This is a genomic window from Kitasatospora sp. NPDC085895 (assembly GCF_040702125.1).
GTDB lineage: Bacteria > Actinomycetota > Actinomycetes > Streptomycetales > Streptomycetaceae > Kitasatospora > Kitasatospora arboriphila.
On sequence record NZ_JBFBJY010000003.1, the window covers coordinates 102,176 to 125,351 of the forward strand.

Genomic DNA, 23,176 nt, shown 5'->3' on the forward strand with positions numbered 1-23,176 from the left:
TGCATGTGTGACCACGACCGGAAGGGCGGCCGCCGCCCGTCCCGATGACCGCCGCCGTGCCGCAGCCCCGAGGGGCGGCGGCACCGCATGCGACGCGCCGTCGTGCTCCACGTCCCGCCGCAAGGCCCAGCCCGGCGGGACGTGGGTGCCCGCCCGCCCACTCCGGAGCAGACTCATGACCACCGAACTCGCCAAGGCCCGGGACCTCCTCGACTCGGGCGATCCGCAGGGCGCCATGCGCACCCTCCGGCACGCCGCCGACTCGCTGGCGCCCGCCGACTGCGCACCGGTCCTCCGCCGGCTCGCCGAGGGCGCCGGATTCGAGGACCTCGCCGAGGCGTCGGCCGCCGTCGCCGCCCACGCCGACCGGCCGGACGCGCTCTACGCCTACGGCTACGCCTGCATCGAGCGCGGGGTGTCCGACCTCGCCGTGCCCGCCCTGCGGGAGGCGCTGCGGCTGGCCCTGGCGCCGCGCCGCGGCGGCCTGTTCCGCCGCGCACCCGAGACGCGGACCGCTCCGCAGCAGATCCTGCTGGAACTCGCCGTCGCGCTGGAGGACGAGCAGCGGCACGCGGCCGCCGTCGAGCTGCTGACCGAGCACGACGGTCTGCTGACCGACTGGCCGGGCCGCTACCTGCTGGTCCACAACGCCCTGATGGACGGCCGGCTCGACACCGCCGGCCGGGTGTTCGCCGGCCTCGGCGAGCCCTCGGAGACCTGGCGCCCGGCGGCGGACCGCGTCCGCCGTGTGCTGCGCCGCTCCGCGGACGCCACCCCGGCCGACCGCCGCGACCTGCGCGGCTGGCACTACACGCTGACCGGCGGCCTGCTGGCCACCCTCTCGCCGTACGGCTTCGCCGACGGCATGACCGGCCGCTGGGCCTTCTACCAGGACGGCTTCGACGCCTGCCGCCGCGGCCTCGACCGGCTGGCTGCGGTGCTGGAGGCGACCGGGCGGCGGCCGGCCTCGGTGGCGCTGCTGCCCGACCGCGGCAGCCGGGCCCTCGGCCTCGCCGCCGCCCGTCTGCTCGGCCTGCCCGCCGCCCCCTACCGGCCGGGCACCCCGGACACCCTGGTGGTGGCGTACGACCTGAACGCGTGCGAGCCGGAGGTGCTGTCGGCGCTGCGCGACCGGGCCGACGGCGAGGTGCTGTTCGAGCACGCCACCTGCTGGACGGACACCCCGGCGGTCTCGGCGGACGTCTGCACCCTGCTGGTGCAGCACGTCGTCGCGCCCTGGGAGCCGTCGCTGCGGATCGGTGACTCGGGCGAGCCCGAGCGCACCCCGGCGGACGACCGGACGGCCGAGGAGCTCGCCGAGGAGATCTGCGCCGCCGAGCCCGAGCCCGACGAGGGCGACGGTGCCACCCCGGCCGACCCGGACGAGCTGCTCGCGGCCTTCGCCGCCCGGGTCCGGGGGAGTTGGCTGACCGGCCCGCGCGACCGGGTGCGGTCGGCGGGCCCGGTGCCCAGCTCGAAGTTCGCCTGAACCGGCGGGGCGGGTCGGACGGCCGACCCGCCCCGGCCGCGTGCTGCCCGGGTCAGCAGACCTTCTCGGCGGCCCGTGCCCCGGGCCGTTCACCGGCGATGGCACCGGCCGTGGCCGCGGTCGTGTCGGTGGTGGCGGCCGGTGCGGCCGGGCCGTGGCCGTGGCGGGTGCGCAGCAGCCACCAGCCGGTGGCCGCGGCGACCAGCAGCAGGGCACCGGAGAGCCAGGCCGCCACGTTGACGCCGTGCACGAAGGCGAGCTGCGCGTCGTCGAGCAGGCGGGCGCCGAGCGGGCCGGGCAGGGCGGCCGCGGTCTCGACCGCGCCGCCGATCGACTCGCGGGCCTGCTCGCCCGCGGCGGCGTCCACCCCGGCCGGGACGGTCACCGCACCGGCGTAGATCGCGGTGACCACCGAGCCGACCAGCGCGATGCCGAGCGCGGTGCCCAGTTCGTAGGCGGTCTCCGAGACGGCGGAGGCCGCGCCGGACTTCTCCGCCGGTGCGGCACCGAGCACCAGGTCGGAGGCGAGGGTGTAGACGACGCCCTCGGCGGTGCCCACGGCCAGGAAGGACGCGCCGAGCAGCAGGTAGGTGCTGTCGCGGTGCATCAGGCCGAGGACGGCGATGCCCGTGCCCATGGCGAGCAGGCCGGCCGTCAGGGTGGCCCGGGCGCCGAACCGACGGGCCGCGCGGGCGGTCAGCAGGCCGCCGACCACCGCGCCGGCGAAGGCCGGGAGTTCGGCGATGCCGGCCGACAGCGGGGACAGCCCGCGGACCAGCTGCAGGTACTGCGACATGAAGAAGATCACGCCGGAGAGCCCGATCAGCGAGGTCAGGGTGGCGACCACGGCCGCGGTGAACCGCCGGTCGGCGAACAGCCGGACGTCCAGCAGCGGGGTCTCCAGCCGCAGCTGCCGGCGGACGAAGAGGACCAGCGCGGTGGCGCCGACGACGAACGCGGCGGACACCGTCCAGTGCTCGAACGGGCCGTGCGCCGCGGCCTCCTTGACCGCGTAGACGACACCGATCACACCGGCCATCGACAGGGCGACGCTCGCGACGTCCCAGCGGCCCGGCCGCGGGTCGCGGGACTCCGGCAGCAGCCAGGCGCCGAACGCCAGCAGCAGGACCAGCACCGGCAGGTTGAGCAGGAAGACCGAGCCCCACCAGAAGTGCTCCAGCAGCATGCCGCCGATCAGCGGGCCGAGGGCGGCGCCGGCGGTGGCGCCCGCGCCCCAGATGCCGATGGCGGTGGCCCGCTCCCGGGCGTCCGGGAACAGCGCGCGGATCAGGGACAGGGTGGACGGCATGATGGTGGCGCCCGCGACGCCGAGCAGGGCGCGGGCCAGGATCAGCCAGCCGGGGCTCGGCGCGTAGGCGGCGAGCAGCGAGGCCGCGCCGAAGGCGGTGGAGCCGAGCAGCAGCAGCCGCTTGCGGCCGATCCGGTCGCTGAGCGCGCCCATGCTGACGAGCAGCCCGGCGAGGACGAAGGAGTACGCGTCGCCGATCCACAGCAGCTGGGTGCCGCTCGGGCGGAGCGTCTCGCTGATGGACGGGATGGCGAGGGAGAGCACGGTGGCGTCGAGGGCGACGAGGGTGACGGCCAGGACGAGTACGCCCAGGCCGGCCCAGCGGTGCTGCGCACGGGCCTGGACGTGTGTGCCGGTCATGAGGGTTCCGATCTCCTGAGGGCTCCGCCGAGGAACAGCTCGGTGAGCGAGTACGCGCCGTCGCGCGGGGCCAGTCGTCCGTCCTGGACGGCCCAGCCGACGCCGGCGACGAGGTCGAAGAAGGCTTCGCTGAGCCACCCGGCCGCGAGTTCGATCCGGAAGACGCCCTGCTGCTGGCCGCGGAGGAAGAGCGCGCGGACGCGGGCGTCCTGCGCCTCCCACAGGTCGTTGATCTCGGGGTCGTCGTAGAGCTGGTTCTCGCCGGCGAGGAAGGCGCAGAGCGCGGCGTCGGGGACGACGGCGTCGACCAGCCGGCGCAGGGCTGCGTCCGCCGGCCCGTCCTCGATCACGGCGGTGTCGCAGGCGTCCGCGAACTTCCGCAGGCTGAGCATGCCGACCTCGCGGATCAGCGCTTCGCGGCCCGGGAAGATCCGGTGCAGCGTGGCACGGCTGATCCCGGCGGCGCGGGCGATCTCGTCGAGGTGGGCGGTGGGGCGGCGGGAGAGCACGCCCACGGCTGCCTCGAGGACGGAGTCGCGATCGGTGGCCATGAGTCGAGTGTAAAGCATGTGAGACATGAATGTCTCAAACGGGAGAGTCGAATTCTGACTGAGACGGGCCAGTGTCGCCGCACGGCCGGTTCCGGGCAACGGAAAACCGGGGACGGCGGGTGCCGCCCCCGGTCGGGGAGGGGTGGATCAGCTCTGGTTGTAGAAGCCGCCGCTGTCGAGCGGGCGGTCGATCACCGTCACCTCGACGTCCGGCGGGGTGAGCAGGAAGACCCGGCGGGCGATCCGCTCGATGCCGCCCCGGGTGCCGAAGACCAGGCCGGAGGCGAAGTCGATCATGCGCTTCGCCTCGGGGTCCTCCATCTCGCTCAGGTCCATCACGACCGGCGTGCCGGTGCGCAGGTGCTCGCCGACGGTGCGGGCCGCCTCGAAGCCGGTCGGCTTCAGCGACACGATCTTCGCCGCGGGCGCCGGAACGGACGGCAGGGTGTCCTCGGTGTCCCACGCGTCTTCGTACGCCGCAGCGGGGTAGTTGCCGGAGGGCATCAGCCACCCGTTGTGGTGCTCGTCGCGAAGTGCTCCCATTTGCCGCGCCTCCCTCTCCCGACCCGTACGCGCCCCCCGTGGGCGTGTCTTTTTGACACGTCATCCACTTGTTGGAACTGTCCGAGTATCGCACTGATCACCGGTTCGGTGCCCGTACGCGACCGCCGTCCGGGTCGTGGCGCGCCCGATCGCCGGGTGATCCCGACAACCGGTGCGACGCCGCAGGTCGCCGGACGGTTCCGCGTGTAGACCATATGGGGAGGCAGCTTCGGGAAGTTGACGATCCGTCAACGAAGCTGTAACGGCGTCAGCCCCCTGCTCACTCCCCGGTGGCGCCGTCGATCCGCTCGCGGATCAGATCGGCGTGTCCGTTGTGCCGCGCGTACTCCTCGATCATGTGGACGAGGATCCAGCGCAGCGTGACCTCCTCGCCGCGGCGCGGCCGCTTGCCCACCGTCTCCGGCGGCAGCCCGGCGGCGGCCGCCCGGGCCAGCTCGACCTGGGTGCGGTAGGTCGCGAAGTCGGCCTCCACGTCGGCGGTGTCGACCTGGTTGAAGTCGCCGTCCTCGTCGTCCTTCGTCCAGAAGATGCCCTCCTCGAACTCCTGGCCCTGGAGGACGGAGAGGAACCAGTACCGCTCCACCTCGGCCATGTGCCGGACGAGGCCGAGCAGGCTGAGCGAGGACGGCGGCACCGAGCGCTCGCGGAGCCGGTCGTGGCCGAGGCCCTCGGTCTTCAGCAGCAGGGTGGCGCGGTGGTAGTCCAGCCAGGCGGTGAGCATGGCGGTCTCGTCGGCGGCGAGGGGCGGATCGATGCGTTCGGTCGTCATGCCGGACATCCTGAGGCAGCGTCGGGAGCGGCTGCCACCGATTATCGGGCGTGTCGCGCCCGGCACCCGGTCCGCGGCACGTCGGCGCGCCGCGGCCCCGGCCGGCCCGCCGGCGGAGTGCTCCGCGGATCAGCCCGCGGCGGCCGCCCGGCGGGCGCGGAGCAGTGAGACGCCGCTCACCGCCGTCATCAGCACGACCGCCCCGGTGGACAGCAGGAACGCCGGCGAGGTCGGCGAGGAGGCGCTCGCACCGGCCACCACGGAGGCCGCGGTGCCCGGAAGCACCCCGAGGGCGGTCGCCGCGAGGTAGGGCGCCGGGCGCACACCGGAGAGCGCGCAGGCGTAGTTGGCGGGCTGGAACGGCACGCCCGGCACCAGTCGCAGCAGCAGCACGCTGCGGAAGCCCTGCTCGGTCAGTCGCCGGTCGACCGCGGCCGCCGCCCGGGCACGCAGCAGCGGGCGGAGCGCGTCCCGGCCGAGGGTGCGGCCGAGCCAGAACGCCGCGGCCGCGCCCAGGGTCGTCCCGGCGACCGCGAGCGGCAGGCCCACCGCGGTGCCCAGCAGCAGCCCGGCGGCCGCGTTGAGCGCAGGCTTCGGGACGAAGGCCAGCGTGCCCAGGGTGTACACCGCCAGCGCGATCGGCAGCCGCCAGGGCCCGTGCCCGCCACCCAGCGCGGCGACCGGGCTCCACAGCAGCAGCGAGGCGGCCGCCGCCGCGAGCACCAGCACCAGCAGCACCGGCCGCAGCCGGCCGGCCCGGCGGTCCCGTTCCGTCTCCTGCTCGTCCCGCTGCACGTCCTGCTGTTCGTCCCGCTGCTCGTCCTGCGCGGCTGCCGGCCCCGGGGCGCTCATGCCGGAACGCCCGTGAGGGCCGGTGCGCCCGCGGCCGCGCGCAGTTCCTTGAGCCGGCGGATGTCCTGGCCGTGCCGGGCGCCCTCGACCCGGTCGGGGTCGTGCCGGCCGTCCGGGGTCTCGATGATCAGCGGGACACCGGCGGTGTCCGGGTGGGCGAGCAGTTCGCCGAAGGCGTCCGCCCCGATGTGGCCCGCCCCGATGTTGGCGTGCCGGTCCTTGCGGGCGCCGAGCACGTCCTGCGAGTCGTTGGCGTGGACGAGCTTCAGCCGGCCCGGTCCGACCGCATCCGTCAGCTCGGCCAGCACGGCCGCCGTCCCGCCCGGGGCGGCCAGGCCGTGCCCGGCGGCGAAGGCGTGGCAGGTGTCCAGACAGACCCCGACCAGCGGGTGGCCGTCCAGCGCGTCGGTGTAGTCGGCGAGGTCGGACATCCGCCCGCACAGCGAACTGCCCTGGCCGGCGGTCGGCTCCAGCAGCAGCTGCGGGGCCCCGGCGCCGAACGCCCCGAGTTCGTCCAGCAGCGGCAGGACGTGCGAGCGGACGTGCGCGAGCGCCGCGGAGCGCGGGCCGCAGAGCGCCGAACCGGTGTGCACCACCACGCCCAGGGCGCCGATCGCGTGCGCACGGTGCAGCGAGTGCCGTAGCGACTCGGCCGAGCGCTCCCGGGTGACGGCCGACTCCGACCCGAAGTTGATCAGGTAGGGGGCGTGCACGTAGGCCGGGATGCCGAGCTCGGCGCAGGCCGTGCGGAAGTCCTCGTCGTGCCGCGGATTGCCCGGCGGGGTGGCCCAGCCGCGCGGGTTGGCGACGAAGACCTGCACGGCCTCCGCGCCGACCCGGGCCGCGTACGCCAGCCCGGTGCCGACCAGCCCGCGGCCCGCCACGGGCACGTGGGCGCCGACCGGATTGCGCTGCGCGGGGACGGCGACGGGGAGGTCCATGGCGGCGAGCATGCCCGATCCGGCCCCGCAGGCGGAAATCCGCCGACCGGCCCCGGCCCGCCGCCGGCTCTGCGATCATGCTGCGGTCGCACGTCGCCCCGTCGGCGGTGTGCCGTGCCGAGACCGAGGAGGACGCGGTGCTGCCGCCCGCCGACGAGCCCGTCCCGCTGGACGGGGCCTTCCTGACCGACCCGCACGGTGCCTGCGCGGCCCTGCACCGCCGCGGCGCCGTCCACCGGGCGGTCGCCCCCGACGCCGCGCCGGTCTGGCTGGTCACCGGGTACGAGCAGGTCCGCGAGGCGGCCGCCGATCCCCGGTTCGCCCTCGACAGGCGGCACGCCCGGAGCCGCGGCACGGCCGGCGACTCGCTGCCACCCGAACTCGACGCCCACCTGCTCAACCGGGACGGCACCGATCACGCCCGGCTGCGCCGCCTCGTCGCCGCGGCACTCGGCCCCCGGCGCACCGAGGCGCTGCGCGAACCGATCCGACGTGCGGCCGAGGAGCTGCTCGACCCGGTGGAGGCCCGCGGCCGCGGGGACGTGGTCGCCGACCTCGCCGCCCCGCTGTCCGTCGCCGTGATCTGCGACCTGCTGGGCGTCCCGGCCGGACACCGGGTCGACTTCCGGGTCTGGACGGACACCCTGCTCTCGCCCGACCCCGGCGCCCCCGGACGATCGCGCGAGGCGATGCGGGCCATGCACGGCTTCCTGGGCGAGCTGATCGCCCACAAGCGGGCCGCACCGGGCGACGACCTGCTGTCCGAACTGATCGCCGCCGAACGGGAGGGGCAGCCGGGGGAGTGCCCGGCGGGGAACAGCCGGGTGGGGGACGGCCCGGCGGGGGAGTGCCCCACGGGGGAGCCGGGCCTCACCGAACGGGAGCTCCTCGCGATGGCCTTCCTGCTGCTCTTCGCCGGCTACCACAACACGGTCGGCCTGATCTCCGGCACCGTGCTGGCCCTGCTGACCCGGCCGGAGCACCTGGCGGCCGTCCGCGCGGGGCGGCTGGGCCTGCCGGCCGTGACCGAGGAGGTGCTGCGGTGGGACCCGCCGGCCATGCTGGCCGTCCGCCGCTTCCCCACCGAGGACCTCACCGTCGCCGGCACCCGGATCGGTGCGGGCGAGCGGGTCTGGCTGTCCTGGGCCGCGGCCAACCGCGACCCCGCCCACGTCCCCGATCCGGACGTCTTCGACCCGGCGCGCCAGGGCCCGCCGCACCTCGCCTTCGGCCGCGGCCCGCACTTCTGCGCCGGCGCGGCCCTGGCCCGGGCGGAGAACGAGATCGCCGTCGGGGCGCTGCTGCGCCGCTTCCCGCGGCTGGCCCTCGACGCCGACCCCGCGGTCCTCACCCGGCGGCGGTCGCTGCGCAGCCGCTCCCTGACCGCGCTGCCGGTGCGGGTGTGAGGGCCGGCGGCCGTCCCGTCAGGCCAGGGTCTGCACGAGCGCCCGGCGGTCGGCGGTGTGCACGACCCGGCCGAGGGCGCCGTTGACGATCGGCAGGTACGGCGGGACGTGGCCGCACTCGACGTCCGCGAGGATCGGCACGCCGAGCGGCCCGAGGGCGTCCAGCACCGCCTCGTGCTGGGTCAGCGACCGGCCGTCGGGCGCGGCCGTGCGGCCGACCAGCACGGCGTTGGCGGCGTCGAAGAACCCGGCGAGCCGCATCCCGTGCAGGTTGCGGCAGATCGTGTAGGCGTCGTCGCCCGACGCCTCGACGTACACCAGCAGGCCCTCGGGGGCGTGCTCGCGGGCGAAGACCGGGACGTCGCCGTAGGGCGTCCCCGCGATGTTGCACAGGGTCTCGACGCAGCCGCCGACGAGCCGGCCCTCGACGTCCAGCTCGCCGTCGCCGTCGAGGCGGGTCCAGGTGCCCCGGCCGTCGAGGACGAGCTCGCGGACCTCCGGGAACTCGGCGTAGTCGACCCAGCCGTTCACCCGGTGGCGGTCGGGCGGGGTCTGCGCGAAGCGGCCGCCCGCCGGCAGCGAGACGACGTCCAGCCAGGACAGCAGGCCCTCGGGCACCTCGTACGGGGTGTCCATCAGGTTGTTGCCGTGCAGGGTCGCGATCCCGGTCCGCAGGGTGAGCGGGGTCATCACGGTCGACAGGTCGGAGAAGCCGACCAGCCAGGTCGGCTCGGCGGCACGGATGCGGTCCCAGTCGAGCAGTGGCAACAGGTCGATCGCGGTCTCGCCGCCCCACGGCGGCACCACGGCCCGCACGGCCGGGTCCGTCAGCATGTCGGTCAGCTCGGCCGCGCGCTCCGCCGCCGGTGCGCTGACGTGCCCGGATCCGTCCATGCAGCGGCCGAGGAGGACCTCGAAGCCGCGGTCCTCGACCGTGCGGACGGCCACGTCCAGGCGCTTGCGGAGGTTCTCGGGGACACCGCTGGAGGGAGAGGTCACGGCGATCCGGTCGCCGGGGAGCAGGGGCTGCGGGAAACGTATCGGCATGCCGGTGATCATGGCATCGGCAGCGTGCGAGGGTGGGCCGATTCAGAGGGCGGCGATGTCAGGGGCGCGTGGGATGCCCCCACGCGCCCCTTGTGGGCCACCGGTCCGTCAGTCCACGTGGGCGGGGACGCGGGCGGGGGTGCGGTTCGCGGTCGTCCTGCGGCGCAGGGCGCCGGCCGACGGGATCAGTGCGGCGGCCAGCACCGTCACCACCGCGAAGGACACGGTGAGCGAGGTGGCCTGGGCGATGCCGCCGACGATCGCCGGGGCGACCAGGCCGGAGGTGTAGGTGACGGTGGCGACGCCCGCGATGGCCTGGCTGGCGTTGCCGCCGGACCTGCCGGCGGCGGCGAAGGCGAGCGGGACGACCACGGCGATGCCGATGCCGATCAGCGCGAACCCGGGGATGGCCGTCCAGGCGCCGGTCGAGAGGACCACCAGCAGGCCGCCGGCGGTGGCGACCGTGCCGCCGAGCCGGACGCTGCGCACCGGGCCGAGCCGCTCCACCACGGTGTCGCCGGCCAGCCGGGCCGCGGCCATGGTGGCGGCGAACGCCGAGTAGCAGGCGGCCGCGGTGCCGGCCGAGGCGCCGGTGACGTCCCGCAGGTAGACGCCGCCCCAGTCCATGCTGGCGCCCTCCGCGAAGACCGCGCAGAAGCCGACCAGGCCGATCAGCAGGGCCGAGCGCGGCGGCAGGGCGAACCGCGGCGGCGCCTCCTCCTCCGGCTCCGGGCGGACGTCCAGCAGCGGGCGGGTGACGACCACCGCGAGGCCGGTGAGCACCGCCGCGGCGAGCGCGAACTGCACCCGGGCGTCGAGGCCGTGGTGGGCGGCGAGCACGCCGAAGCCGGAGGCGACCAGGCCGCCGACGCACCACATGCCGTGCAGCCCGGACATGACGGACCGGCCGAGCCGCTCCTCGACCGCCACGCCCTGGGCGTTCATGGCCACGTCGGACATGCCGGCGCTGGCGCCGTACACGAAGAGGGCGAGCCAGAGCACGGCGAGGTTCGGGGCGAGGGCGGGCAGGGCGAGGGCGAGCGTCCACGCCATCAGCAGGGCGCGGACGGCGGCCCGTTCGCCGTAGCGGTGCACGATCCGTCCGGCCAGCGGCATGGCCAGGAAGGAGCCCACCGCGGGCGCGATCAGGGCGAGCCCCAGTTCGCCGGGGCCGAGGTCCAGGTGGTCCTGGAGCCAGGGGATGCGGGTGGCGAAGGTGCCCGTCACCGCGCCGTGCACGGCGAAGACCAGGGCGATGCCCACTCTGGCGCGCCGTACGCCGTGCAGTTCGTCCGCCATGCGATCGTCCTCTCCGGTCTGTCCAGCATGACTCCGATAAACTATCAGGAAGGGACCCTGATAAAAACCTCTGGAAAGATGCGCTTCCATGACGACCGCGCGCACGGCGACGCCCAGCACCGCCCGGGCCATCAACGACCGGCTGGCGCTCGACCTCCTGCTGGAGAGCGGCCCGCTCACCGCCACCGAGCTGCGCGGCCTCACCGGACTCTCCCGCCCCACCGTCGCCGACCTGCTCGAACGGCTCCAGCGGGCCGGCCTGGTCGCCGTCGTCGGCGAGAGCGGCGAGCAGCGCCGCGGACCCAACGCCCGGCTCTACGCCCTCGTCGCCGACCGCGCCTTCCTCGCCGGCGTCGACGTCCGCACCACCGGCGTCGACCTGGTCGTCGCCGACCTCACCGGACGCACCCGGGCCGCCGCGACCGTCGCCGGCGCCGACGAACGGCTCGCCGAACGCACCCTCGACGCCCTCGCCCGGGCCGCCCGCGAAGCCGGCGCCGACCGCCTGCACACCGTCGCCGTCGGCGCACCCGGTCTCTTCGACCCCGCCACCGGCGAACACCAGAACTCCGGCGCCCTCTCCCGTCACCAGACCGAACTGCTCACCGCGCTGCGCGCCGACCCGCGCACCGAGGTCACCGTCGACAACGAGGTCAACCTCGCCGGCATCGCCGAGCACCGGCTCGGCGCCGCCCGCGACCGCGACACCTTCGTGCTGATCTGGCTCAGCCACGGCGTCGGCGCCTCCGTCGTCCTCGACGGCCGGCTGCGGCGCGGCGCCACCGGCGGCACCGGCGAGATCGGCTACCTCCCGGTGTACGGCTCCGGACTGCCGAGCGGCGACGGCGGCTGCGACTCCGGCGGCTTCCACACCCTCGTCTCCTCCGCCGCGGTCTGCGACCTCGCCCGCGCCCACGGCCTGCCCGTCCCCGAACCGGCCGGCCCGCCGACCAGCGCCCCGCTCGGCGAGGACGTGGTGCGGCGCGCCGCAGCCGTCGGGGGCCCCGCGGCCGACGCCTTCCTCGACGAGTACGCCCGCCGGATCGCGCTCGGCGCGGCCTCGGTCTGCGCGGTGCTCGACCCCGGCTGCGTGGTGCTCGGCGGCGAGATCGGCCGGGCCGGCGGTGATCGGCTCGCGAGCCGCGTCGAACGCGAGATCGCCCGGCTCGTCCCGCTGCGCACCGGGGTCCGGGCCGGCACCGCGGGCGGCGGCGCCGTCCTCGCCGGCGCCGTGCTCACCGCGGGCGACGCCGTCCGCCGCGACCTCTTCGGCGGCGCCTGACCGGCCCGGGGCCGGGAGGTGCCCCACACGCACCCGAGGTGCTGCCCGCCCGCCCCCGCCGCCGGTTACCCGCAGGGCCTCGGGGTAGGGCAGGATGGCCCGCGGACATCCGGCGCGCACCCCTGTACCGGTGTCACCGCCCGAACCGAACGCCAGGAGAGCCCCATGGCCCAGCCCGACCGGCCGGTCCACCCGTACCGCATCGGCGAGGCCGCCGCGATGCTCGGCGTCAGCGCCGACACCATGCGGCGGTGGGTCGACGCGGGCCGGCTCGACGCGACCAGGGACGACCACGGCCACCGGATCATCCCCGGTGACCGGCTCGCCGCCTTCGCCCGCGAACTCGCCAAGCCCGAGAACGCCGAGGCCGAGGGCCGGCCGTCGTCCGCCCGCAACCGCTTCCCCGGCATCGTCACCGACGTGGTGCTCGGCGACGTCGCCGCGCAGGTGGAGATCCAGGCCGGCCCGTTCCGGGTGGTGTCGCTGATCAGCCGGGAGTCGGCCGAGGAGCTCGCCCTGGTGCCCGGAGCGCCCGCGACCGCCGTCATCAAGTCCACCAACGTGGTGATCGAACGGCGCTGACGCGGCGCCACCCCGTCCGAGGAGACGTCCGCCCCATGAGCCGCCCGCCCGTGCTCGCCGTCGCCCACCGCGGCGACCCCTACCGGTACCGCGAGAACACCCTGCGCTCCGTCGAGTCGGCCGCCGCGGCCGGTGCCGACGCCGTCGAGGTGGACGTCCGGCTGACCCGCGACGGCGTGCCCGTCCTGCTGCACGACCCCACCCTCGAAAGGCTCTGGGAGGACCCGCGGCCGGTGCACCGGCTCACCCTGGACGAGCTCGCCGAGGTCGGCGACCCCGCCGGCCCCCGGGTGCCCACCCTCACCGAGGCGCTGAAGGCGGTCGCCGAGACGCCCGCCACCCGCCTGCTGATCGACCTCGACGAGCCCGGCCCGGCCGCCGCCGCGCACCGCGCCGTCGCCGACCTCGGCGCCGCGCACCGGGTCGCCTACTGCGGGCCGACCGCCGCCATGCTCGCCGTCCGCGCCCTCGACCCGGACGCCGAGATCGCCCTGACCTGGCGTCAGCCGCGGCTGCCCGGCCGCCCGCTCCTCGACGACCTGCGGCCCCGCTACCTCAACCCGCCCTTCGGCATGGTCGAGCCCCGGATCGTCGACGCGGCGCACGACGCCGGCCTGCTCGTCTCCACCTGGACGGTCGACCTGCGCCGCACCGTCCGCCGCATGCTGAGGACCGGCGTCGACTCGGTCACCAGCAACCGCATCGACATGCTCCGCCGGGAGCTCGACGCGTGAGCGCGCCGCTGACCGCCCGCGCCCTCGGCCGGGCACTGCTGGCCCGTCAGCACCTGCTGGAACGCAGCACCCTGGACGCCGCGGCGATGGTCCGCCACCTGGTCGGCCTGCAGGCCCAGGCCGCCCCCGAACCGCCCTACCTCGGCCTGCTCAGCCGGATCGAGGGCTTCCGCCCCGAGCAGCTGACCGCCCTGCTGGAGGAGCGCGCGGCCGTCCGGATCGCCCTGCAGCGCGGCACCATCCACCTGGTCACCGCCGAGGACTGCCTGACCCTGCGGCCGCTGCTGCAGCCGGTGCACGACCGCTGGCTGCGCACCTCGTACGCCGAACGGCTGCCCGACCTCGACCTCGCCGACCCGGCCGGCGACCTCGCCGCGCTCGCCGACCGGGCCCGGGCGCTCGTCGAGGCGGAACCGCTGACCTTCCAGCAGCTCGGCCCGCTGCTCGCCCCGGCGTACCCGGCGAGCGAGCCGGCGGCGCTCGCCCAGGCCGCCCGGTGCGCGCTGCCGCTCGTCCAGGTGCCGCCGCGCGGCCTGTGGGGGCGGGGCGGTCCGGCCGCGCACACCACCGCCGAGCACTGGCTCGGCCGGCCGCTCGACCCGGCACCGGACCTGGACGGGCTGGTGCTGCGCCACCTCGCCGCCTTCGGCCCGGCGACCGCCGCCGACGTGCAGAAGTGGTCCGGCCTCACCCGGATCGGCCCGGTGCTGACCCGGCTCGGCGACCGGCTGGTGCGGCTGCGCGACGATCAGGGCCGCACCCTGTACGACCTGCCCGGGGCGCCCCGCCCGGACGCCTCGGTGCCGGCCCCCGTCCGGCTGCTCGCCCCCTTCGACAACCTGCTGCTCTCGCACGCCGACCGCAGCCGGGTGCTGCCGGAGGAGTACCGCACCCGGGTGATGACGGTGAACGGGATCGTGCTCGGCACCGTGCTGGTGGACGGCCTGGTGGCGGGCAGCTGGAAGACCGAGGACGGGGTGCTGACCGTCCGTCCGTTCGCGCCGCTGCCGCGCGGTGCGCGGGCCGGCGTCGAGGAGGAGGCCGCCCGGGTGCTGGCCTTCACCGGCGCGACGGACGGCCGGACGGTGATCGCACCGGCCGGGTAGGCCCCGTCCCGCCGTTCCCGTCCGACTCCGCGCCGGGGGCAGCACGTATGGTGCGACGGTGCACGATCGACATGACGGTCCGGGGACGCCGGACATCCGCAGCGCCGTCCGCTACCTGTGCTGGCTGACCGCCCGGCAGAAACGGCGGGTGGCCACCGGGGCCGTGCTGAGCATCGTGTGGATGCTCATGCTGACCCTGCAGCCGTACCTGCTGTCCCGCGCCGTGGACGACGGGCTCCGGGCCGGCAGCCCGCGCACCCTGGTCGGCTGGACCGCCGCCATCCTGGTGGCCGGCCTGTTCAACGCCTGGATCAGCATGCTGCGCCACCGGACCATGACCAGGCTGCGGATGGACGCCACCTTCCGCACCGTCCGGCTGGTCGTCCGGCAGTCCGTCCGGCTCGGCGCGGCCCTGCCCCGGCTGGTCACCTCCGGCGAGGTGGTGACCATCGGCATCGGCGACGTCGGACAGATCGCGCGGACCCTGACCTTCGTCGGCCCCGGCGTCGGCTCGCTGATCGCGATCGGCACGGTCGCCGTCCTGCTGCTCTCCGTGTCCCCGCTGCTGGCCGCCGTCGTGCTGCTCGGTGTCCCGCTGATGGCGGTGCTGGTGGGGCCGCTGCTCGGCCGCCTGCGCGGCGCGGAGACCCGCTACCGCGAACGGCAGGGCCGGCTCGCCTCCCGGTTCGAGGACATGGCGGGCGGGCTGCGGGTGCTGAACGGCCTCGGCGGCAAGGAGACCTACGTCGGGCGCTACCGGCGCGACTCGCAGGAGCTGCGCGCCGACGGCTACCGGGTCGGCGCCGTGACCAGCTGGCTGCAGTCCTTCGGCGTCGGCCTGCCCACGCTGTTCCTCGCCGCGGTGACCTGGCTGGCCGCCCGACTCGCCGCCACCGGCGAGATCACGGTGGGTCAACTGATCGCGGTCTACGGCTACGTGGCGGTGCTGGTCTTCCCCGTCCAGTTCCTGCTCGAGAGCGGACAGGACATCAGCCGCGGCCTGGTCGCCGCCGCCCGGGTGGTCCGCTTCCTGGCGCTGGACCCGGGCATCCGCCCGGACGGTGCCGACGCACCCGAGGCGTCCGCCGTGCTGCGCGACCCGGACTCCGGCGTCGAGCTGCTCCCCGGCGGGCTGACCGTCCTGGCCTGCGCCCGGCCGCAGGACGCCGCCGCCGTGGTCGACCGGCTCGGCCGCTTCGCCGAGACCGCCGTCGAGTGGGGCACCGCCCGGCTCGACTCCTTCGCCCTGCCCGCCGTCCGGGACCGGATCCTGGTCGCGGACAACGAGGCCGCCCTCTTCGCCGGCCCGCTGCGCGAGGTCCTCTCCGGCCGCCACCGGACCGACGACGCGGCCCTGCTCGCCGCCCTGGAGGCCGCCGCCGCCCTCGACGTCCTGCGCGGACTGCCGGACGGCCTGGACTCCCCGATCGAGACGGACGGCCGCAACCTGTCCGGCGGCCAGCGGCAGCGCCTGCGGCTGGCCCGGGCGATCGCCGCGGACCCCGAGGTGCTGCTCGCCGTCGAACCGACCTCCGCCGTCGACGCGCACACCGAGGCGGCGATGGCCGCCGGCCTGCGCCGCGCCCGTGCCGGACGGACCACCCTGGTCACCGGCGTCTCGCCGCTCCTGCTGGACCGGGCCGACACCGTGCAGTACCTGGTCGACGGCCGGGTCGCCGCCACCGGGCGCCACCGCGACCTGCTCCGTGACCACCCCGGGTACCGCGCCCTGGTCTCCCGTGCCGACGTCGAGGAGACCGCCGTACCGGCCCCCCGGCACACCGAGGAGACCGTCCGATGAGCGCCCGCCTCCCCGTCGCCGGCCCCGCCGCCGTCCGCCGGGCCACCCGGGCGCTGATCCGCCGGGACGTCCGCGGCTTCACCGCCCTGCTCGCCCTCAACGCGCTGGCCGCGCTCGCCGGGCTGGCCGGCCCGTGGCTGCTCGGCCGGATCATCGACGAGGTGTCGGCCGGCACCGGCACCCGCACCGTCGACCTGCTGGCGCTCGCCATCGTGGCCGGGGCGCTCGCCCAGCTGCTGCTGTCCCGGCAGGCCCGGTACGTCGCCCACCGGTTCGGGGAACGCACCTCGGCCCGGGTCCGCGAGCAGTTCGCCGACCGTGCCCTGGCCCTGCCCCCTGCGACCGTCGAACGGGCGGGCACCGGCGACCTGGCCACGCGCGGCACCACCGACGTCGCCGCCGTCGGCACCGCACTGCGGGACGCCGCCCCGGACGTGTTCGTCTCCCTGGTGCAGATCGTGTTCGTGGTCGGTGCGATCATCGCCGTCCAGCCGCTGCTCGGCGCCTGCGGGACGCTCGGAATGGCCGGCGTCTGGTTCGGCGCCCGCTGGTACCTGCGCCGGGCCCGCTCCGGCTACCTGGACGAGGGCGCCGCCAACTCCGCGCTGGCCGAGGTCCTCGCCGCCACCGTCTCCGGCGCCCGGACGGTGGAGGCGCTCGGCCTGCAGGAGCAGCGGATCGCAGCGGGCGAGGCCGCCGTCGAGGAGTGCCGCCGGACCCGCGAGCGGACCCTGTTCCTGCGCAACGTCTTCTTCCCGATCGTCAGCGCCTCCTACACCGTGCCGGTGGTGGTGGTCCTGCTGACCGGCGGTCTGCTGCACGCGCACGGCATGGTCAGCCTCGGTTCGGCAGTCGCCGCCGCGCTCTTCGTCCGCCAGCTGGAGCCGCCGCTCGACACCATCGTGGTCTGGATCGACCAGTTGCAGAGCAGCGGCGCCGCCTTCGCCCGGGTCGAAGGACTGGCCGACGCCCCGCAGATCCCGGCGGCCCGCTCGGCCGCGCCGGTCGACGACCGGATCGAGCTGACCGACGTCCGCTACGCCTACCACGGCCGGGACGACGTCCTGCACGGGGTCGGACTGACGATCCGTCCGGGCGAGCGGCTGGCCGTGGTCGGCCCGTCCGGCTCGGGCAAGACCACGCTCGGCCGGCTGCTGGCCGGCATGGACGAGCCGCGCACCGGCACGGTGACCGTCGGCGGCGTCCCGATCGCCGGTCTCGCCCCCGACCGGCTGCGGCGCCAGGTCGTCCTGGTCACCCAGGAGCACCACGTCTTCCTCGGCACCCTGCGCGACAACCTGCAGATCGCCGCGCCCGACGCCGGCGACACCGAACTGCTCGCCGCCCTGGCGGCCGTCGGCTGGTCGCACGACCTGCCGGACGGCCTGGACACCGAGCTCGGCGCCGGCGGGCACCGGCTGGACGGCGCCCGGGCACAGCAACTCGCCCTGGCCCGGGTGGTACTGGCCGATCCGCACACGGTGATCCTGGACGAGGCCACCGCGCTGCTCGACCCGACGGCCGCCCGCCGCACCGAGCGCGCCCTGGCCGCCGTCCTGAAGGGCCGCACCGTCATCGCGATCGCCCATCGCCTGCACACCGCCCACGACGCCGACCGCGTCGCCGTGATGGAGGACGGCCGCCTCACCGAGCTGGGCCCGCACGAGGAACTGGTCGCCGAGAACGGCCCCTACGCCGCCCTCTGGCAGTCGTGGAACCGGTAGCGGCGTGAGAGGGACTGCGCCACCGCGCCCCCACCGCCGGGGTGCACGGCCGGTGGCGCGGTCCCTCCCGCCCCTGCGAACCGGCGGTCGTGCGGGGCGCGCCGATCGCAGCCGGGGACCGGCCGATTCATCCGCTCATGTGCTGACATGGGGATGAGCGAGGGTGACCGTCGACCCCGGAGGTGCCATGCCGGCCGAGCCCCCGGAGGACGGCCGACCGGCCGCGCTGCCCCGTCCAGTGCGCCTCGCCGCCGCCTGGTCGGCCACGGTGCTGCTGGTCGTCGCGGTCGCCGCCCTGCTCGTCTGGGCACTGGTCGAACTGCAGGCCGCCACCGTGCCCGTCGTCGTGGCCCTGCTCGGCACCGCCCTGCTCGAACCGGTGATGCCCTGGCTGGTCCGCCGCGGCCTGCGCCGCGCCGCCGCCGCCGGGCTCACCTGCACCGTCCTGGTGCTCGCCGTCAGCGGGGTGATCGCCCTGCTGGTCAACTCGCTGGTGCACAGCGCACCCGACATCGCCGCCGCCCTGAGCGAGGCCGGCCGGCGGATCGCCGACCGGCTCGGCCCGCTCGGCGAGAGACTGCAGTACGCCCTCCAGCAGAGCTCCGGCTCCGGCAGCGACCTGGTCAACTCGCTCGCCAACGGCGTGCTCTCCGGCCTCGGCCTGGCCACCCAGCTGCTCACCGGCGCGGTCCTCACCCTCGCCCTGGTGTTCTTCTTCCTCCGGGACGGCCACCGCACCGCCGACGCCGTCCGCGCCTGGCTGCCGCCCGGCCCGGCCGAGACCGTGATCGCCTGCGCCCGGCAGGCCTTCGCCGCCACCGCCGGCTTCATGCGCGGCACCACCCTGATCGCCCTGATCGACGCACTGTTCATCACGATCGGACTGGTGGTGCTCGGCGTCCCCGGGGCGGCCGGCCTCGGCGCACTGGTCTTCATGGGCGCCTACATCCCGTTCGTCGGCGCCTTCCTCTCCGGCACGGTGGCCGTGCTGGTCGCGCTCGCCGACGGCGGCTTCGCCAAGGCCCTGTGGGTGCTCGGCGTGGTGCTCGCCGTGCAGGCGGTCGAGGGCAACGTGCTGCAGCCCTTCATCCAGAGCCGCACCGTCGCGCTCCACCCGGCCACCATCATGGTCGCGGTGGTGGCCGGGGCCGGCGTGGCCGGGATCATGGGCGCCCTGCTCGCCGTGCCGCTCTGCGCGGCCGGCCTCGGAGTGATCACCGTGCTGCGGCGCCCGGCCGGACCGGACGCGGCAACGGCCGCCGACGCGGGGGACGGGCCGGGCGCCACCCCGCCCTGACTCCCGGCCCGGCCCTCACTCCACCAGCGCCTGGTCCTGCCAGAACGCGAACTGCTGCACCGCGTCGCCGTCCAGCCCCCACGGCCAGATGGTGACCACCCCGTCCAGCGCCCCGAACACCCCCGCCGCCTCGCCGATCCGGCCCGCCTGGCCGAGCGCGTACGCCAGCACGTTCAGGTCCGACAGCGCCGCCGCGTGCCGCAGGAAACCCGGCTCCGGCCAGTCCGCCACCGCCCGGGCCAGCGCCGCCTCGGCGTCCGGCATCGCCCAGCGCCGCCGCGCACCCAGCGAGGTCACCCCGCCGGCCGCCATCGCCGCCCGGTAACGGTCCGTCAGCATCACCAGCTCCAGCCCGGCCACCGGCGACCCCGGCGGGGCCGCGTCCCGCACCGCCGCCACGAAGTCCAGCACCTGCCCGTGCGAACCGCACTCCTCCGGCGACAGGTAGCGCAGCATCTCCAGGTGCGCGACCCGGTTCCAGGCGTCCCGCGCACCGATCTCCCGGCACAGCGGGTACATCTCCTGCTCCGGACGCCGCAGCAACCGGTGCGCCGCCAGCAGCGCCACCCACGGCGCCGGGTCGTCCGGGCGCATCTCGGCCGCCCGGCGGCACCGGTCCACCGTGCCCTGCGGATCCTCCAGCGCCCCCGCCAGCCGGGCCTGCGCCACGTCCACCCAGGCGTGCAGCACCAGCGCGTCCGCCTCCTGCGGCCGCTGCCGCCGCCACACCCGCGCCAGCGCCGGGGACGCCACCTGGGCCAGCACCGCCAGCCGGTGCGTACGGCGGTCCCAGTCCCGGCCGGCGTCCCGCAGCACCTGCTCCACCAAGCCCGCCGACAGGTCCAGCTGGCCCTGCAACTGCGGCCCGGACAGCTGCCGCCGGACCCGGCCGAGTTCGGCGTCGTCGAGCTCAGGAGCCAAGCGCGGTGCGGTACTTCGGCGTCGTCCAAAGATCGGCATGCCCCCGGAGGCTAGCGAAAGGGGCCCCCGCCCACAAAAGCCCGGCGGCACCCCGCGGGCCGCTCCGTGCCACGCCCGGCTGCTCGGTGTACGCCCTGATCAGGGGCGGTGCGCGGCCCGTCCGGCGGGCTGCCCGTCCACCGAGGGCTACCGGGCGGTATGGTCGGGCTCGGAGACCGACCACGAGGGGAACGGGGAAGCGGCATGGACTTCCGGACGGACATCCTGGGCGAGCCGTACGAGGCCGTCGAGCTGCCGCTCGCCGACGACGAGGAGGGCGCCGTCAGCGCGACCCTGGTGCGCCGCCTGGTGCCCGGGTCGACGCGCGCCGTGCTCTACGTGCACGGCTACGTCGACTACTTCTTCCAGACCCACCTCGCCGACCACTACACCGCGGCCGGCTACTCCTTCTACGCCCTCGACCTGCGCAAGTACGGCCGGTCGCTGCGCCCCCACCAGTCGCCCAACTTCGTCCGCGACCTCGGCGCCTACGACGAGGAGCTCGACGAGGCGGTGCGCGTGATCCGCGAGGTCGACGGCCACACCCGGCTGCTCGTCAACGGCCACTCCACCGGCGGTCTGGTCACCGCGCTCTGGGCCGACCGCCGCGCCGGCCGCGGCCTGGTCGACGCGCTCTTCCTCAACAGCCCGTTCCTCTCCATGCCCGCCGCGGCCGCCGTCCGCACCCTCGGCGCCCCCGCCGTCGAGGCCCTCGGCCGGGTCGCCGGCCTGCGCAAGCTGCCCGCCCCGCTCAACCCGCACTACGTGCACAGCCTGCACCGCGCCCACAAGGGCAGCTGGGAGTTCGACCTCTCCCTCAAGCCCGCCGAGGGCTTCCCGCTCTACGCCGGCTGGCTCGCCGCCATCCAGCGCGGCCACCGCGCCGTCCGCCGCGGCCTCGCCGTCGACTGCCCCGTCCTGCTGATGGCCTCCACCGCCTCCACCGTCACCAACCGCTGGGACGACGCCCTGCGCACCACCGACGGCGTGCTGCGCGCCGACGACATCGCCGCGCTCGGCCCCCGCCTCGGCCGCAACGTCACCGTCCTGCGGATCGAGGGCGGCGTGCACGACCTCGTCCTCTCCGGCGAGCAGGCCCGCGACCAGGTCTTCACCGAACTCGACCGCTGGCTCGCCGCCTACCTGCCCGAGCAGGTCGCCGCCGCATGACCCACCACGAGCAGCCGGGCCCGCCCGAGGACGAACCGCTCCCCGTCCACCGGGAGACCGCCCTCGGCACCGCCCGGCTCCTGCCCGACATCGACCGGCCGCAGGCCTGGCTGCTCACCCTCGACGGCACCCCGCAGTCCTACGTCGACCTCGCCGACCCCACCCACCTCGAATTCGAGTACACCCGGCGGATCGGCCACCTCGCCGACACGATCGCCCCCGCCGGGCAGCCGCTCGACGCCCTCCACCTCGGCGGCGGCGCGCTCACCCTGCCCCGCTACCTCGCCGCCACCCGCCCCGGCTCCCGGCAGCACGTCGTCGAGGCCGACGGCCCGCTCGTCGACCTCGTCGCCGACCGCCTGCCCTGGCCGGACGGCATCCGGGTGACCGTCGGCGACGCCCGCACCGCCCTCGCCGCCGCCCCGCCCGCCGCCGCCGACCTCGTCGTCGCCGACGTCTTCCACGGCTCCCGCACCCCCGCCCACCTCACCTCCGTCGAGTTCGTCGCCCTCGCCGCCGCGGCCCTGCGCCCCGGCGGCTGCTACGCCGCCAACCTCGCCGACGGCCCGCCGCTCGCCTTCGCCGCCGCCCAGGCCGCGACCCTGCGCGCCGTCTTCCCGCACACCTGCCTCGCCGCCGAACCCGCCGTGCTCCGCGGCCGCCGTTACGGCAACGTCCTGCTGATCGGCTCCACCGCCCCGCTGCCCACCGCCGAACTCGCCCGGCGCCTCGCCGGCGACCCCTTCCCCGCCCGGCTCGCCGACGGCCCCGACCTGGACGCCCTCACCGGCGCCGCCCGCCCCGTCCACGACACCCACGCCGTCGACTCCCCACCACCCCCCGACGGCGCCTTCAGCGTCGGCTGACCACCGGCCGCCGCCCCGACCCCGCCCCGATCCGGCCGCCCGCCCACGGCGCGTTCAGCGCCGGACGGACCACCGGGCGGGCAGAATGCCAAGCCGGGCCCGGCGACCGCCGCCGGACCGCCGGAGGGAGCCGCACGATGACGGGCCAGCAGCCGCAGAAGATCGGCGCCGCCCTGGGCGCGGTCCCCGAGACCGCCCTGTGGACGCTCTACCACCGGGCCGTCGAGGCCCGCCGGTGGGACACCGTGCTGCCCGACCCGCGGGCCGTCGAACTCGTCGAACGGATCGACTACCCCTTCGAGGAGCGCTTCGGCCCCGACGGCGGCGTCATCGGCCAGATCCAGGCCCTGCGGGTCCGCGCCTTCGACCGCGAGGTCGCCGACTTCCTCGTCCGCCGCCCCCGCGGCACCGTCGTCTGCCTCGGCGAGGGCCTGGAGACCCAGTACTGGCGGGTCGACAACGGCCGCGCCCGGTGGCTCTCCGTGGACCTGCCCGAGGCCGTCGCCCTGCGCGAACGCCTGCTGCCCCCCGCACCCCGGCAGCGGCTGCTCGCCTGCTCCGCCACCGACCCGGCCTGGACCGACGAGGTCGACCCCACCCACGGCGTGCTCATCACCGCCCAGGGCCTCCTGATGTACCTGCGGCCCACCGAGGTCCGCGACCTCATCGCCCGCTGCGCCGAACGCTTCCCCGACGGCACCTTCGTCTTCGACGCCGTACCGCGCTGGTTCAGCCGCGCAGCCTCGCAGGGCAAGCTCCACGACCGCGGCTACACCGCCCCGCCGATGCCCTGGGGCATGGACGCCGACGAGCAGTGGAAGCTCGCCACCGCGCACCCCGCGGTCGCCGAGATCCGCGACGTGCTGCCGACCGGCGGCCGCGGCCCGGTCGGCGCACTGCTGCCCTACGCGGCCCGGCTGCCCGTCCTGGGCGCGTTCAGGCCGTCGGTGGTGGCGCTGCGCTTCTCCGCCCGGGCCGGCCGCGACGGGGCCGCGGGAACTGCCGTCCGATGATCGGCGTATAAGGTAAAGGCCGGGTCAACCCGTTACCCTGCCCTGAGGGCGCCG

Annotated in this window: 21 protein-coding genes; 12 read left to right on the top strand and 9 right to left on the bottom strand. The window is 76.0% G+C overall.

The window, feature by feature from the left end; all coding sequences use genetic code 11:
* Positions 1-175: 175 nt before the first annotated feature.
* Positions 176-1,489 carry a hypothetical protein gene (locus AB0442_RS03025; protein WP_366160223.1) on the top strand — a complete coding sequence of 438 codons (1,314 nt, stop codon included), beginning with the start codon at positions 176-178 and terminating at the stop codon, positions 1,487-1,489.
* A gap of 52 nt (positions 1,490-1,541) precedes the next feature.
* Here the strand turns inward: AB0442_RS03025 and AB0442_RS03030 are convergent, their stop codons facing one another.
* The 6 genes from AB0442_RS03030 to AB0442_RS03055 all read right to left on the bottom strand — a co-directional run bounded on the left by AB0442_RS03030 (position 1,542) and on the right by AB0442_RS03055 (position 6,835).
* On the bottom strand, positions 1,542-3,158 hold the full coding sequence (locus tag AB0442_RS03030) for an MFS transporter (protein WP_366160224.1): 1,617 nt from the start codon (positions 3,156-3,158) through the stop codon (positions 1,542-1,544).
* Positions 3,155-3,709 carry a helix-turn-helix domain-containing protein gene (locus tag AB0442_RS03035; protein WP_344627535.1) on the bottom strand — a complete coding sequence of 185 codons (555 nt, stop codon included), beginning with the start codon at positions 3,707-3,709 and terminating at the stop codon, positions 3,155-3,157. The genes AB0442_RS03030 and AB0442_RS03035 overlap by 4 nt, the downstream gene beginning before the upstream one ends.
* A gap of 147 nt (positions 3,710-3,856) precedes the next feature.
* Positions 3,857-4,252 (bottom strand): cell division protein SepF, encoded by a 396-nt coding sequence (locus tag AB0442_RS03040; RefSeq protein ID WP_363540664.1) that lies wholly within the window; start codon positions 4,250-4,252, stop codon positions 3,857-3,859.
* A gap of 280 nt (positions 4,253-4,532) precedes the next feature.
* The gene (locus tag AB0442_RS03045; RefSeq protein WP_366160227.1) at positions 4,533-5,042 is read right to left on the bottom strand and encodes a DinB family protein; all 510 of its coding nucleotides are present in this window, start codon (positions 5,040-5,042) and stop codon (positions 4,533-4,535) included.
* 129 nt (positions 5,043-5,171) lie between these two features.
* Positions 5,172-5,894 (bottom strand): VTT domain-containing protein, encoded by a 723-nt coding sequence (locus AB0442_RS03050; RefSeq protein WP_366160228.1) that lies wholly within the window; start codon positions 5,892-5,894, stop codon positions 5,172-5,174.
* Complete coding sequence (locus AB0442_RS03055; protein WP_366160229.1) at positions 5,891-6,835, bottom strand: deoxyribonuclease IV; 945 nt, start codon at positions 6,833-6,835, stop codon at positions 5,891-5,893. Before AB0442_RS03055 ends, AB0442_RS03050 begins: the two co-directional genes overlap by 4 nt.
* 77 nt (positions 6,836-6,912) lie before the next feature.
* On the opposite strand from AB0442_RS03055, the gene AB0442_RS03060 reads away from it, so the two are divergent.
* A complete protein-coding gene (locus AB0442_RS03060; RefSeq protein WP_366160230.1) occupies positions 6,913-8,241 on the top strand; it encodes a cytochrome P450 in 1,329 nt (442 codons plus the stop codon).
* An 18-nt stretch (positions 8,242-8,259) separates the two neighbouring features.
* Here the strand turns inward: AB0442_RS03060 and AB0442_RS03065 are convergent, their stop codons facing one another.
* Together AB0442_RS03065 and AB0442_RS03070 are read right to left on the bottom strand one after the other, a co-directional pair.
* The gene (locus AB0442_RS03065) at positions 8,260-9,288 is read right to left on the bottom strand and encodes a S66 peptidase family protein (protein WP_366160231.1); all 1,029 of its coding nucleotides are present in this window, start codon (positions 9,286-9,288) and stop codon (positions 8,260-8,262) included.
* Positions 9,289-9,396: 108 nt separating this feature from the next.
* On the bottom strand, positions 9,397-10,587 hold the full coding sequence (locus AB0442_RS03070) for an MFS transporter (RefSeq protein ID WP_366160233.1): 1,191 nt from the start codon (positions 10,585-10,587) through the stop codon (positions 9,397-9,399).
* Positions 10,588-10,675: 88 nt separating this feature from the next.
* Between AB0442_RS03070 and AB0442_RS03075 the strand changes: the two genes are divergently transcribed.
* The 7 genes from AB0442_RS03075 (at position 10,676) to AB0442_RS03105 (ending at position 19,113) form a co-directional block, all read left to right on the top strand.
* Positions 10,676-11,869 carry an ROK family transcriptional regulator gene (locus AB0442_RS03075; protein WP_366160234.1) on the top strand — a complete coding sequence of 398 codons (1,194 nt, stop codon included), beginning with the start codon at positions 10,676-10,678 and terminating at the stop codon, positions 11,867-11,869.
* A 165-nt stretch (positions 11,870-12,034) separates the two neighbouring features.
* Positions 12,035-12,451: a TOBE domain-containing protein gene (locus AB0442_RS03080; protein WP_359988571.1), complete on the top strand. Its 417-nt coding sequence runs from the start codon at positions 12,035-12,037 to the stop codon at positions 12,449-12,451.
* 35 nt (positions 12,452-12,486) lie between these two features.
* On the top strand, positions 12,487-13,185 hold the full coding sequence (locus tag AB0442_RS03085) for a glycerophosphodiester phosphodiesterase (RefSeq protein ID WP_366160235.1): 699 nt from the start codon (positions 12,487-12,489) through the stop codon (positions 13,183-13,185).
* Positions 13,182-14,291, top strand: coding sequence for a winged helix DNA-binding domain-containing protein (locus AB0442_RS03090; RefSeq protein WP_366160237.1), 1,110 nt, complete (start codon positions 13,182-13,184; stop codon positions 14,289-14,291). The genes AB0442_RS03085 and AB0442_RS03090 overlap by 4 nt, the downstream gene beginning before the upstream one ends.
* Positions 14,292-14,349: 58 nt before the next feature.
* A complete protein-coding gene (locus AB0442_RS03095; RefSeq protein ID WP_366160238.1) occupies positions 14,350-16,092 on the top strand; it encodes an ABC transporter ATP-binding protein in 1,743 nt (580 codons plus the stop codon).
* Positions 16,089-17,816, top strand: a complete 1,728-nt coding sequence (locus tag AB0442_RS03100; protein ID WP_366160240.1) for an ABC transporter ATP-binding protein — start codon at positions 16,089-16,091, stop codon at positions 17,814-17,816. Before AB0442_RS03095 ends, AB0442_RS03100 begins: the two co-directional genes overlap by 4 nt.
* 187 nt (positions 17,817-18,003) lie before the next feature.
* Complete coding sequence (locus tag AB0442_RS03105; RefSeq protein WP_366160241.1) at positions 18,004-19,113, top strand: AI-2E family transporter; 1,110 nt, start codon at positions 18,004-18,006, stop codon at positions 19,111-19,113.
* Positions 19,114-19,128: 15 nt separating this feature from the next.
* Here the strand turns inward: AB0442_RS03105 and AB0442_RS03110 are convergent, their stop codons facing one another.
* Positions 19,129-20,034 (bottom strand): hypothetical protein, encoded by a 906-nt coding sequence (locus AB0442_RS03110; RefSeq protein ID WP_366160243.1) that lies wholly within the window; start codon positions 20,032-20,034, stop codon positions 19,129-19,131.
* A 243-nt stretch (positions 20,035-20,277) separates the two neighbouring features.
* On the opposite strand from AB0442_RS03110, the gene AB0442_RS03115 reads away from it, so the two are divergent.
* The 3 genes from AB0442_RS03115 to AB0442_RS03125 all read left to right on the top strand — a co-directional run bounded on the left by AB0442_RS03115 (position 20,278) and on the right by AB0442_RS03125 (position 23,122).
* Complete coding sequence (locus tag AB0442_RS03115) at positions 20,278-21,243, top strand: alpha/beta hydrolase (protein WP_363540650.1); 966 nt, start codon at positions 20,278-20,280, stop codon at positions 21,241-21,243.
* The gene (locus tag AB0442_RS03120) at positions 21,240-22,109 is read left to right on the top strand and encodes a fused MFS/spermidine synthase (protein ID WP_363540649.1); all 870 of its coding nucleotides are present in this window, start codon (positions 21,240-21,242) and stop codon (positions 22,107-22,109) included. The genes AB0442_RS03115 and AB0442_RS03120 overlap by 4 nt, the downstream gene beginning before the upstream one ends.
* 137 nt (positions 22,110-22,246) lie before the next feature.
* Positions 22,247-23,122 (top strand): class I SAM-dependent methyltransferase, encoded by an 876-nt coding sequence (locus AB0442_RS03125; RefSeq protein WP_363540648.1) that lies wholly within the window; start codon positions 22,247-22,249, stop codon positions 23,120-23,122.
* Positions 23,123-23,176 lie beyond the last annotated feature (54 nt).

Bases quoted from the DNA above. Each gene is read 5' to 3' on its own strand.
- AB0442_RS03055 (WP_366160229.1), bottom strand. From the start codon at position 6,835: ATGGACCTCCCCGTCGCCGTCCCCGCGCAGCGCAATCCGGTCGGCGCC.
- AB0442_RS03105 (WP_366160241.1), top strand. From the start codon at position 18,004: ATGCCGGCCGAGCCCCCGGAGGACGGCCGACCGGCCGCGCTGCCCCGT.
- AB0442_RS03080 (WP_359988571.1), top strand. From the start codon at position 12,035: ATGGCCCAGCCCGACCGGCCGGTCCACCCGTACCGCATCGGCGAGGCC.
- AB0442_RS03050 (WP_366160228.1), bottom strand. From the start codon at position 5,894: ATGAGCGCCCCGGGGCCGGCAGCCGCGCAGGACGAGCAGCGGGACGAA.
- AB0442_RS03115 (WP_363540650.1), top strand. From the start codon at position 20,278: ATGGACTTCCGGACGGACATCCTGGGCGAGCCGTACGAGGCCGTCGAG.
- AB0442_RS03025 (WP_366160223.1), top strand. From the start codon at position 176: ATGACCACCGAACTCGCCAAGGCCCGGGACCTCCTCGACTCGGGCGAT.
- AB0442_RS03040 (WP_363540664.1), bottom strand. From the start codon at position 4,252: ATGGGAGCACTTCGCGACGAGCACCACAACGGGTGGCTGATGCCCTCC.
- AB0442_RS03060 (WP_366160230.1), top strand. From the start codon at position 6,913: ATGCTGCGGTCGCACGTCGCCCCGTCGGCGGTGTGCCGTGCCGAGACC.
- AB0442_RS03125 (WP_363540648.1), top strand. From the start codon at position 22,247: ATGACGGGCCAGCAGCCGCAGAAGATCGGCGCCGCCCTGGGCGCGGTC.
- AB0442_RS03030 (WP_366160224.1), bottom strand. From the start codon at position 3,158: ATGACCGGCACACACGTCCAGGCCCGTGCGCAGCACCGCTGGGCCGGC.
- AB0442_RS03120 (WP_363540649.1), top strand. From the start codon at position 21,240: ATGACCCACCACGAGCAGCCGGGCCCGCCCGAGGACGAACCGCTCCCC.
- AB0442_RS03035 (WP_344627535.1), bottom strand. From the start codon at position 3,709: ATGGCCACCGATCGCGACTCCGTCCTCGAGGCAGCCGTGGGCGTGCTC.
- AB0442_RS03045 (WP_366160227.1), bottom strand. From the start codon at position 5,042: ATGACGACCGAACGCATCGATCCGCCCCTCGCCGCCGACGAGACCGCC.
- AB0442_RS03065 (WP_366160231.1), bottom strand. From the start codon at position 9,288: ATGCCGATACGTTTCCCGCAGCCCCTGCTCCCCGGCGACCGGATCGCC.
- AB0442_RS03070 (WP_366160233.1), bottom strand. From the start codon at position 10,587: ATGGCGGACGAACTGCACGGCGTACGGCGCGCCAGAGTGGGCATCGCC.
- AB0442_RS03075 (WP_366160234.1), top strand. From the start codon at position 10,676: ATGACGACCGCGCGCACGGCGACGCCCAGCACCGCCCGGGCCATCAAC.
- AB0442_RS03085 (WP_366160235.1), top strand. From the start codon at position 12,487: ATGAGCCGCCCGCCCGTGCTCGCCGTCGCCCACCGCGGCGACCCCTAC.
- AB0442_RS03100 (WP_366160240.1), top strand. From the start codon at position 16,089: ATGAGCGCCCGCCTCCCCGTCGCCGGCCCCGCCGCCGTCCGCCGGGCC.